This is a genomic window from Bacillus sp. GMs2/2, from assembly GCF_050172095.1.
Lineage (GTDB): Bacteria > Bacillota > Bacilli > Bacillales > Bacillaceae_G > Bacillus_A > Bacillus_A cereus.
Genome location: NZ_JBNLYE010000126.1, coordinates 1 through 11,731 on the forward strand (window position 1 = coordinate 1; position 11,731 = coordinate 11,731).

An 11,731-nucleotide genomic window follows, 5' to 3' on the forward strand; every position below is an offset into this window, starting at 1 on the left:
GGTATTTAACTAAAACACTTCTTCCATTTATACATAATATTATATATACTTGTTGTTGCTTTTGAATTTGTTAAATGCGTTCTGTTTTCAAAACAGAACGCATTTTATTGATTTCTACATAAAAAACTTAAAAAATAATGTTCATTCATCCAAGAAAAAAAGAAGTATATACATATAATACAATGTTATATCAATTAAATTCCAAAAAAGGAGGAATAAAATGGATAATTGTAACAATCTTAATAATTGTTCTCCTAATTTTTTCTTTTCTAATCAAGATTGTTGTAATAATCAAACAACTCCTATTACTAATCAACAATTAAGTCAATTAATTACATTATTAAACTCATTAGCAACAGCTATTTCAGCATATTTTGCAAATCCTAGTAATCAGAATAGAATGAATTTAATCAATTTATTTAATCAATTTTTAGATTTACTAAATTCATTAGCGCCTTCTCCAGAAGGAAATTATTTAAAACAGTTGATTCAAAGTATTTTAGGTATATTACAATCCCCTAATCCTGATTTAGGAAAATTAGCAACTTTATTACAACAATTTTATGCTGCACTTCCTGCATTTTTCTCTACACTAATAATTAATCCGGGAACTTTACAAACACTTTTAAGTTTATTAACACAATTAATTGGTAGTACACCTGGAGGAAGCGGTGGCCCCACTGGACCAACTGGACCTACTGGGGCTACTGGTATTGGTTTATCTGGTATTGTTCCTTTTAATCCAGCTAATGCACCAACTTATCCAGCCGGTCAAGTTGTAACGTATAATGGCAGCACATATATTGTAAATGTGCCAAGTCCAAGTGGTACGCCTGGTTCTTCTCCAGATTATACTCTTATTGCCGGATCTGGGGCTACTGGATCTACTGGACCAACTGGATCTACTGGGGCTACTGGATCTACTGGACCAACTGGACCAACTGGATCTACTGGGGCTACTGGATCTACTGGACCAACTGGACCAACTGGACCAACTGGACCAACTGGATCTACTGGGGCTACTGGATCTACTGGACCAACTGGACCAACTGGACCAACTGGATCTACTGGACCAACTGGACCAACTGGACCAACTGGATCTACTGGACCAACTGGATCTACTGGGGCTACTGGATCTACTGGACCAACTGGACCAACTGGACCAACTGGATCTACTGGGGCTACTGGATCTACTGGACCAACTGGACCAACTGGACCAACTGGATCTACTGGACCAACTGGACCAACTGGATCTACTGGACCAACTGGATCCACAGTTTTAGAATCTTTTGGCGATTTTTTCACTATATCGCCAAATACTGCACTTACTGTAAATCCAGGAGATCTTTACCCACTTACTACCTCACGTAATGTATTAGGAATGACTCTAAATAATAATATTGTTACAGTAAATATTAGCGGTTTATATTTAATAACATTTTTTTATACACCATATAATTCAAATTTAAATTATAGTATGCAAATGATGGTAAATGGTATAGCTATACCAGGGACTGATTTGTATACAAATAGTGTAAATGTAGGAACTCAAACAGCTAGTTATTCTTTAATATATGCATTAAATGCTGGAGATAATATAAGTTTACAAAACACATCTACAGATAGTGTTAATATCAATATTCCAGGTCACGCTGGTCAATCGACTGTATGTTCATTAACACTATTTAAAATCGGAAATATATAAAGCATCAATTTATATTTTTATTAAAAATTTTCTCTTTTAATTAATAACTTCTATCAAAAAGTAATAACAAAAGACCAAAAATAAACTAGGCTAAGCAAATTTTTTCTTGTTAAAAATATTTTAATATAACACTAAATCATATATGTTCCATTAAGATATAAAAATACCAATAAAAAGAGTCATTATAAATTAGCATTAAAATGACTCGAAAATTCTTAGCTTGGTTTTTTCTGTTTAATAGGTTTTTGATCCTATATCCTGAGTTTTTCTTTGCGTTTTGGCTCATATACTTGCTTGTCCAAGTTCCGAAAAGCACACGATCCGTTCTTTTCGGAACTTTTAGCCGTTTTAATAATTGAAATTTCGCTTTCCCCTACTAAACTTATTGATTGGTAGGTCTTTTTATGCCTACATATTTATTTCTTCAACAATTAAAACTGGAACTGTTTTTAATTTTAATTGTTTTGAAGCTAAAAAAGTGGTGTATCCATCTATCAATGTGTGCGGTTTATTTTTTGAATATTTTTCATTTATCACAAAAATATTCTTTTTAAATTCATTGTTATTTTTATAGTAATCAATCTTTGATTGTATTTTTTCTTCTTACTTTTACTCTTTCTCCAGTAATCCTTATGAAACTTAATAGAAATATAATTCCCTTTATGATCTGTCTCAATAGTATAGATATATTTACTCTTATCCCAGTTCCAATATCTTCTTGTGTTTACTGTGTAATCGACTAGTGCAACCGTAAGAGGAAGTATCTCTAAAAATTGTTTAGTTTCCCGAAGGTCCCACTTACTATTTTTGCAATCAGGACAAACCATGATTGTATCAGTAATAAAACTTACTACTCTTTTATCACCCCTTTTAAATCATTATTTAGTTCTCACTCTATATAGCATATAAGTTCTAATCTTTTCTATCTCATTTAGTGAGGAATTAAATCAGAGGTAGCTGTTTGTGTTGGTCAATCAAAACGGACCTAGCGAAGCAAAGGGAGTATTTGACTTGACCAACTGTACTACACCCGAACCCTCTTGGAATGGAACAAACAATTGTTTGTTCCTGCCAACCGGCGAGGGAGCCCCTCAAGGATTGAGGGGTTGGGGAGTTCGAATGATGGGGTCTGGGGAAGAGTTCCCCAGTGGGTTTGGGCAAAGCCCAAGGTATTGTTTTTGCCACGTGAAATGTGGCTCGGCAAAGCCGATAAGCGTCGCAGACCCCTATCGATTTTGATGCGATAGCGTCAAAATAAGTATAGGGTTACGTTAATTGACTCCATTTCGTCGATTTGCTAGACTCGTGGTATCAATTATTCTAGGAAAGCGGGTGTATGTGATGTTGCGTTCTATCTCATTTAATCAATCTCATAAAAGTTCCATTAGTCATAACAATCGAGAAAATACACATGGAAATCCTGGTATTGATCCATCCAGGTTAAACGAGAATATGTATTTTGTTCAAAAGGACATTCGGAGTGTATACAAAGAGGTGTTTCAAAAAGCAGTAGATACATATAACAAGAAACAAAAACGGAATGACCGCAAGATTCAAGATTACTATGAAAAAATCAGTAAAAGTGAAAAAGTACATGAGCAACGAGAATTAGTTGTAGCGATTGGGGAAGGTAAAGATGATCCAATGTGTAGGAAAGAGAAAAAAGAAGCTTTACAGAGGTATGCAGAAGCGTTTCAAGAGCGTAATCCGAATCTAGCAATTTATAACATGGTGTTACATGATGATGAAGCGAATCCGCATCTGCATATCAACTATGTGCCACATTTTTCAAGTAGTCGGGGATTAACGAAGCGTGTCGGAATGGATAGAGCTTTGCAACAACAAGGTGTGGAAGGAAAAGGGATGGAACTGATTGCGAATTGGAGAGCGATAGAAACGGCATATATCGAAACATTAGCAAAAGAACATATTCCTGATTTTGAACGAGCGAATGTAGGATCTCATAAGTACATGAAAGTAAAACAATACAAAGAATATGCGGAAACAAAGTCCGTTGTAGAAAAGCAGGTACAGGAAAAAGAAACCTATTTACAACGGGTAGACAAAGAAGTGAAACAGTCAGAGGGAAAAGCAGAAGAATTACAAACGATACAAGAACAGTTAGAACAGATTGTGAGAGAACAACAACAAGAACAGAAGAACCTACAAAAACAAATAGGAGATACGAAAGAAGAGATTACAAAACTAGAAGAAACAAAGGAACAGGTAAAAAAGGATATACAAGGATTTCCTTTGTTTGATATGAGAAGGTTGAAAGCAGAAACAGAAAAAGTAGGGTTGCTGAAAAAGAAAGAAGTAAAAACAGGAAACTATATTCTGACAAAAGAAGACGCCCTGAAGCTTTCTGAGCGCCTTAGAGGCGTTTCTAGCATCCGAGAAGGTCTAAGTACCATAGGAAGGTCTAAAAGCTTACTAGAAGCCAAGGAGGCGCAATTAAACGAAAGGGAAGAGTTCATCAATCAAAAAGAGTTGGATATTAGCTATAAAGAATTAGAAGTGAATCAAAGGGAACGAAATTTGATTGGGAAAGAAGCAGCTATTGAGAATAGTCAAACATGGTGGGAAGAAAAGCAAAAATTACAAGAACAAGTGAATCTATTAACCGTAGAGAATAGTCGTTTGAAACGGACGTTGAACAAAGTGAATGAACTGTACGAAGGATTAAAAATGAGTTTTGCGAATGTAGCGAAAGCAGTTGGCATGATGAAATATAGCAAAAAGGAATATGAACAACCGCTAAATGAACGAGGGAATCGATTGGTAGATGGGATTGCAAATTATACAAGTTACTGGCTTCGAAAAATGGGGAGTGAGGATCTAGCAGAGAAAGTGGATAAGGAAATTGGATTAAGTAAAGGAATTGAACAATCTGTACAAGCTTTAGAACCGAAAAAAGAACGGGATAGGGGCTTTGAACATGAAATGTAAAATAGGGGTAATACCCCTATTTTATTATTTTAAGGTGTTTTACTTCTTTTCTAACTTGTTCTAAATTTTTATCTCGTCCTCTAAAAGCAAATGAAGGATCTAAACGATATGTATTCGAAGCACCTACTTTTGGACCTTTTACTAAAATGCCATGTTCAAAGAGTTCTTTAATTGCTCTTGAGACATGTGGGGGATTCATATTCAATTCTTTAGCTATATCTTTTTGTCTAATTCTTAACCAATTTTCATAATCTAATTTTGCTAATAAAATCATATAGACACGTAATGTTTCACCTTTTAAATTAAGTTTGGCAACATGTGTTAATCCTTCTTGGAACATCATAACCCAGTCCCCCTTATAAACTTTTTTCTGTTTTGTTGGAGTTAATAAATACTGTTGAATTTCCCCTGTTTTTTCATCAGGTACTTCAATAAAAATATCTTTATCTAATGATGACATTTTTAACCCTCCAATTATTTAATAATAGTTACCTATCTCGGTATCTATTATACATACCAAATATGGTAAGAACAATACCAAATATGGTAACTATTTATATAAAAAAACCCTTATATATTAAGGGTTTTTTTATATGCTCTTTGTGTCTTTTATAATAAGGGCTAAAAATTCCGCAAGGAATAGGTAGTATTTTTGAGTAAAAATCACTCAAAAATCTCCACCTTTTTCGCTTCGCTACATCCTTGCGGAATTTTTTTCGGCAGGGATTTTTTTTTCGCCAAGCCGAACAGACCAAAAACGAAGATTTAAGTTGTACGACTTGGATTCATAAGTATACCTGCCGAACCGCTAGTTCTTCCAATCAAAGTATTCTTTTTTTGCAATATGTATTTGATGCATATTAAGGGGCTAGCCCCTCGCTTCGCTTCACCCCAGCCTCACCTCACACCCAAAAACAAAGGAATTCCTTTTTGAATTTGTATAAAAATCCACAATTAACTAGTCTTACATGCTTACACCATCCTTTCCAGACAAGCATAAGATGTACTAATGAACGAAAGGGGGTAATATTATGGGTTTTGGTTTTGGTGGAGGTTGTGGTTGTAATGATCATAGAGAACTTCCTAGAAGAAAAGAGCAAATTGTTACTGAAAATAATGATAGTAATCCGGGGTTATTACAATTTTTAAGAACATTAGCTCCTGGAACTTGTCTTGTCATTCAATATGATTGTCAACCACCTACAAGCGCAACATTTCAAGGATTTCAAGGTAGTAGTGTAATTATTCTTTCTGATTTTGATTGTTTTCCCGGTTTAGCACGTATTGCCATTAATAAAATCAATGTAGTTTCTATAAATTCACCAGATTGTAATCGATTCTGTTGTGAACGTCCAATATGTGATGAATAATTTTAAAATTAGAAAACAAATTCTTTTAATTTATAAATTGACTTTTGCAACAAAAAACACTTATTTTAATAAGTGTTTTTTGTTGCAAAAGAATCATAATAACAAACCGTTTAATCAATACAAACATACAATAATGTGAGGAACAGCATCCAAACGTTCCAAACACCCATGCCAAGAAATAAAATTAAAAATTATTTCTTGGCCCCTTTTATATAACAAAAAAATTTTATTTAAAATGTACAAGCTTCTTTTGACTCTAGTCATAACATACTAGTAAGGATTTATTAATCCTTATCTTCACTAATTCCAACTCAAATTTACCCAGGACAAAAAAAAGCAAACCAAAGAATTTAAATTCTTTGGTTTGCTTTTTTTAAAACTAAAATGTACAAACCTAAATTTATACTCAACATAAGATACAGAGATACAAAATTTATTAATAAGTTTTGTATCCTACCTATTCTATTTTCTTTTAAGGAATCTAAAAAAGGTTCCTATTTTTTATATTAATTAACTAAATTATTAATATAGTGAACTATTTACTTCGTTTTATTAATAAAACCAATATTATTTCTTTATTCTATCGATGCTTGGTTTGTATTACCAGACTTGTCTAATTGTTTAATGACTGAGAGTTCGATGAGTAATTAGAGTAATTCGCGAAACGACTATTGGGAGAAGAAAGATAAATGGTAAGAGTCCATGGTAAGCGGACTGAAATGGTGCAGCGGTTTGTGCTGATCCATGAAAGGAGCATTAAGGAGTGGACTCGTGCCACTGATTCATCATCCTCTTGGCAGTTTCTCAAAACGATACGTTTTGGGGACGCCAACCGGCGAGGAAGCCCCTCAAGGAGTGAGGGGTTGGGGAGTTCGATAAAGGGGGTCTGGGGAAGGGTTCCCCAGTGGGTTTGGGCAACGCCCAAGGTTTGGTTTTGGTCACGTAGTGACTCGGCTATGCCGACAAGGGCCTCGCAGAGCCCTATATATTTTGACGCGTAGCGTCAAAATATGTATAGGGTTACTCTAATTGACTCCATTTCGTCGCTTTGCTAGACTTATGGTATCAATTAATCTAGGGAAAGTGGTGGCACTTTATGTTGGGTTCTATCTCATTTAATCAATCTCATCAAAGTTCATTAAGCCACAATAACAGAGAAAATACTCATGGAAATCCTGGTATAGATCTAGCCAGATTAGATGAGAATATTTACTTTGTTCAAAAGGACATCCGAAGTGTATACAAGGATGTCTTTCAAGAAGCAGTGGACAAGTACAACGAGAAACAAAAACGGAATGACCGTAAGATAGATGATTACTATGAAAAAATACGTAAAGACGATAAGACACATGAGCAACGAGAATTGGTCGTAGCGATTGGGGAAGGCAAAGACGACCCAAAGTATAGAGAGGCCAAAAAGGAAGCACTGAAGCGCTATGCTGGGGCGTTTCAGGAGCGAAATCCAAACCTAGCGGTTTATAACATGGTTTTACATGATGATGAAGCCAATCCGCATTTACATATTAACTATGTGCCGAATTTCGAAAGTAGTCGAGGATTAACGAGGCGTGTCGGAATGGATAGAGCTTTGCAACAACAAGGTGTAGAAGGAACGGGAAGAAAGTTAATTGCACATTGGAGAGAATTAGAAACGGCCTATATTGAGCAATTGGCTAAAGAATATATTCCGAATTTTGAACGTGCTAATGTTGGTTCACATAAGTACATGAAAGTTCGTCAATACAAAGAGTATGCAGAAGCAAAGTCAACTATTGAAAACCAAGTAGAAGAAAAAGAAACATATTTACAAACGATTGACGATCATTTAAAAAACGTTGAAGAGAAAACAAACGAATTAGAAGTAACGAAAACGAGTTTGGAAAGTGATGTCGTTGATACGCACAAAGAATTAGAGATAGTAAAGCAACAAGTAGAGAGTGAAAATGAAAAGCTGCAGTTAATTGGCCAGCGTCATATAGAGTTAGAAAAAAGAATAGAACAAATGCAAAAAGAATTAGATAGTGCTACTGATCAAGTGCCAAATGAACCTATTAAAATTCCATTTTTGCGTAAAGAAGTAATAACAGAAGTACAGAATAATAAAACGTTTGGGAAAGCTGAAGTCACGAAGAAAAAGACTGGAAATTATGTGTTATCACCAGAACAATATCAAGAATTAACAAAACAAGTGAACGCAGCGGTTACTATCAAAAAGGATTATGAGCGTTTGAGAAAAACAGACTTTGTGAAAGAGTATCAAAGTTTAAAAATGACTGCAGAAGGTTGGATGGAAGAGAATAGGATATTGAAACAAGAAAAAGGTCAGTTAAAAAAAGAAGTTAGTGTATTACATAAGGAAATAGGGTCTTTAAAAGCTCATATAAAGGATTTACAAACAAATATAAGGGTTTTATACCAACAAACGAAAGCAGCTTTAAAAGAGCAATTTCAGGCGTTTAGAGGGTTTGTTAAAAATGAATTGGTTGGTAGGGAAGCTAATAATCATTTTGAACAGGAACATAAGAGGGAAATGAATAAGCAGAGAGGGTTTGATATGGAAAGATAGACGTAATAATGGTGAAAAAGAGAATTGATTTTTAGTAGATGGAAACCTTTAGTAACGTATTTCATGTTATTATAAAGAAAGATGTAATAAACGAGAAAAACCGCCCATGCTTTGGTCGGCAGGCGGTTTTTCATAATAAGGTTGGAATCAACCAATATATATTCTATATACATTCTAACATATAAAAGTTGATTCCTTCCACTAAGGGAGAGAATTATTTTATGACAAAAGTTGTAGATTTTGGACAAGCTGAAAGAAATGCTAGAAAAAGAGATTTAGAAATTGAAAATGAACAATTTAAGCAAGATCATAATGAGGTTTCAAAAGCTGAATTAGAAAAAGCTATGGAGATTATGGCTAAAGCTACTGGTAAAGAGCTTTACATAGGTACTAAAAAAAGTCCTCAATCGAAAGTGAGGTTTGTTCAATTGATTCAAGATAATTGGAACTATGCTTTGGAGACAGGATATTTTACTGATGAAGAAATACTATTTTTAATGCGCATTCAACGATTTTTACAATTTAAGAGTAATTGTATAGTTGATGATATTCATTCTAGAAGTGCAGTTCCTATGACTCAAACGCAGATTGCTGAACGTCTTGGAACGAGTAAACCTAAGGTTAGTCGAGTATTAAAGCAATTACAAGAAAAAGGTATTGTAGTAAAAGCAGTAGGTCAAGAAATTGAAGGTAATAACGCACGTACTAACGCAATTTTTATTAATCCTAACATTATGTTTTCTGGTGAACGTGACAATATTGAAGTTACTTTAAAAGCATTATTTATAAAATCCAAACCTTTATTAAAAAAATTTCCAATAGCCCTTTTTTAAGGGCTATTTTTTATGTTTTCGTAGTTACCTAATTTGATAACTAATGTTACCTAATTTGATAACTACGAAAGTACCTATAAATCCTTGATATAACAACATTTTTATAACCAAATAAGGTTAATTTACTCTCACTCTCTATATAAGGCTAAAAGTTCCGCAAGGAACAGGTAGTATTTTTGAGCAAAGAACGCTCAAAAATCTCCACCTTTTTCGCTACGCTCCATCCTGGCAAAACTTTTTTCGGCTCGTGTGCTTTTCTCGCCAAGCCGACAGACAAAAAGCAAAGCAATGGTTCTCGACTTGGTCTAGCAAGTATACGAGCCGAACCGCCTAGATCATTCGCTCTAAAATAGTTCTTACTCGAAATTTGATACGGAATACGTGGGGTTTCGCCCCCACACGACGAGCCAGCACTCTAGCCAAAAAGCAAAGGAAAGACCTAAAGACAAAAACAAAATCTTTAAATAAAAAATAAGCTGCCCATATGGACAGCTTATTTACATAATGATCGTTAACGGAAGTTAATTCGGATTAAATAGTTCATCAACCGTTGTACGTAGTACCTCGGCTAATTTAAAAGCTAATGTTAATGTTGGATCATATTTAGCATTTTCAATTGCATTAATGGTTTGGCGTGATACATTGCAATACTTAGCCAATTCTTCTTGTGTCATAGATTTTTCTTTACGGAATACTGAAATAGAGTTTTTCATATTACTTAAACTTCTTTGATACAAAAAATTCAGTGATTGGAACTATAACAAGGGAAGCACATAAGGCTAAATAAAGAGCGGAGTTTTGCACGTTATCAAGACTCCAAATAGTTTTACCCTCTCCTATAACTAATGTAATGAACATAACGATGATAAGGACAAAATATCCAATCTTGTAACTCAAATAAGAAATGTGTTTTCCTAATTCATCCTGGCTTTCTTCTGAAACAGCTTCAGCATCGCCCCATGTGACTAGATTTACAATAGAGCTAATAATTAAGCATGCAAAGAAAAATACTCCCATTTTAATACGTTTTTCTGTTACAAAAACATATAAAGTATAAGCAATAATAGCAATTAAACAAATGCAATTAATTAAAAATATGAATTTCTTTTTATTCATTTTGTATGCTTCCCTTCTATTCATAAATGTAAAAACATTTTTACATTCGGATTATATCTAGTGGGAGTTAGGATGTCAAAACATTTTTACATTTTTAGATGAATAAAATATACATGTAAGGTTAACATAACGTCCTATTATCGGTAGCAAGGAAAACGCACAAACTATTGATATAACTAGGATTTGACTTTTTCCTTGTTTATCATTTTATGCATGGTTTTATACATTGTGGAGATTCTGGGGGTTTTTAGGCTTACAAATGTCCTGTATTAGTACAAAAATCTGTATAGAATTCTGTATAAACAAACCTTGCTTATATGCAAGGTTTGTTCTATTTCCAAAATTGCCACCACTTTTTTTGTTGAGTGGCTGCAATCAATTTTTTAGTATCCTGGGTTTCACGGATCATAGTCATTAGGTTTTGGTCACGTTCATCCATTCTTTGTATCATAGCTTTTTGAAAATCTTGTTGTTGTTTTTGCTGTTCAGTTAACCATTCTTTTAAATTTTCTTCATGTTTTTTTAGTTGTTCAGATACTCTTTCAATATCAATTCTATCTAACTCCTGAACAGCTACAAGTTCTTGTTTCACTTGGATTTGTTCAGGTTGTTGTTTAGTTGTTTGGATAGGTTCAATGTCTATATATTCAGGGAATCCTTCTTTGCTAAGGAGTCTAATAATTTGTTTTGTTTGGAGGTTTTTTTTATTTCTCATTTTAGCTATAAATTGAAAAACAGGTATACATTCTTTATAGATTAAATATTTGTTCTTTTCACCTTGTTGGAATTTTAAAAAACTACTGTAGGTTTGACAGTTTCGTTTTATAGTCATAGCGGACACTTTTATTTCTCTGGCTACTTCTTGAGCTGATAACCAGTCTTTTTGTTGCATTGTTCAGATCACCGTCCTTTTAAACATCTAAACATCTGAACTAAACATTATTCAAACAATTGAACAATTCTATGTTTGAAAAGGGGTTCCCTGTTTTTTTGTTTAGATGGCTGTTTAGATAATATAAAACTAGTTTAACATCTGAACAAGTAATATATGAAAGAATTCATACGAATAATTGCTAGAAATTAAAACATAAGGATTAGCATCATTACAGGAATGTATGAAATGATGTATGGAAAATAGATCTTAAGTCACGTACAGAATGTTGATATCATGGAGATTATGATAATATCTAAC

General features: G+C 33.9%; 9 protein-coding genes. 5 read left to right on the forward strand and 4 right to left on the reverse strand.

What is annotated here, in order from left to right; genetic code table 11:
- Positions 1-220: 220 nt before the first annotated feature.
- Together ACQGS6_RS16130 and ACQGS6_RS16135 are read left to right on the forward strand one after the other, a co-directional pair.
- Positions 221-1,705, forward strand: a complete 1,485-nt coding sequence (locus ACQGS6_RS16130; protein ID WP_426965304.1) for a collagen-like repeat preface domain-containing protein — start codon at positions 221-223, stop codon at positions 1,703-1,705.
- 1,341 nt (positions 1,706-3,046) lie between these two features.
- Entirely contained in the window at positions 3,047-4,654 is a 1,608-nt protein-coding gene (locus ACQGS6_RS16135) for a plasmid recombination protein (RefSeq protein WP_426965305.1), read from the forward strand.
- 16 nt (positions 4,655-4,670) lie between these two features.
- On the opposite strand, the gene ACQGS6_RS16140 is transcribed toward ACQGS6_RS16135, so the two are convergent.
- A complete protein-coding gene (locus ACQGS6_RS16140; protein WP_000096320.1) occupies positions 4,671-5,114 on the reverse strand; it encodes a helix-turn-helix domain-containing protein in 444 nt (147 codons plus the stop codon).
- 571 nt (positions 5,115-5,685) lie between these two features.
- Here ACQGS6_RS16140 and ACQGS6_RS16145 point away from each other — a divergent pair.
- The 3 genes from ACQGS6_RS16145 to ACQGS6_RS16155 all read left to right on the forward strand — a co-directional run bounded on the left by ACQGS6_RS16145 (position 5,686) and on the right by ACQGS6_RS16155 (position 9,423).
- Complete coding sequence (locus ACQGS6_RS16145; protein ID WP_078186025.1) at positions 5,686-6,024, forward strand: hypothetical protein; 339 nt, start codon at positions 5,686-5,688, stop codon at positions 6,022-6,024.
- A gap of 1,096 nt (positions 6,025-7,120) precedes the next feature.
- Positions 7,121-8,590, forward strand: coding sequence for a plasmid recombination protein (locus ACQGS6_RS16150; protein ID WP_426965306.1), 1,470 nt, complete (start codon positions 7,121-7,123; stop codon positions 8,588-8,590).
- Between the two features lie 221 nt (positions 8,591-8,811).
- Positions 8,812-9,423: a helix-turn-helix domain-containing protein gene (locus ACQGS6_RS16155; RefSeq protein WP_098163547.1), complete on the forward strand. Its 612-nt coding sequence runs from the start codon at positions 8,812-8,814 to the stop codon at positions 9,421-9,423.
- Between the two features lie 521 nt (positions 9,424-9,944).
- Here ACQGS6_RS16155 and ACQGS6_RS16160 read toward each other — a convergent pair.
- The 3 genes from ACQGS6_RS16160 to ACQGS6_RS16170 all read right to left on the reverse strand — a co-directional run bounded on the left by ACQGS6_RS16160 (position 9,945) and on the right by ACQGS6_RS16170 (position 11,431).
- Positions 9,945-10,136, reverse strand: a complete 192-nt coding sequence (locus ACQGS6_RS16160) for a helix-turn-helix transcriptional regulator (RefSeq protein ID WP_098257661.1) — start codon at positions 10,134-10,136, stop codon at positions 9,945-9,947.
- Between the two features lies 1 nt (position 10,137).
- Positions 10,138-10,539 carry a hypothetical protein gene (locus tag ACQGS6_RS16165; RefSeq protein WP_426965307.1) on the reverse strand — a complete coding sequence of 134 codons (402 nt, stop codon included), beginning with the start codon at positions 10,537-10,539 and terminating at the stop codon, positions 10,138-10,140.
- A 331-nt stretch (positions 10,540-10,870) separates the two neighbouring features.
- The gene (locus ACQGS6_RS16170; RefSeq protein WP_426965309.1) at positions 10,871-11,431 is read right to left on the reverse strand and encodes a DUF3967 domain-containing protein; all 561 of its coding nucleotides are present in this window, start codon (positions 11,429-11,431) and stop codon (positions 10,871-10,873) included.
- Positions 11,432-11,731 lie beyond the last annotated feature (300 nt).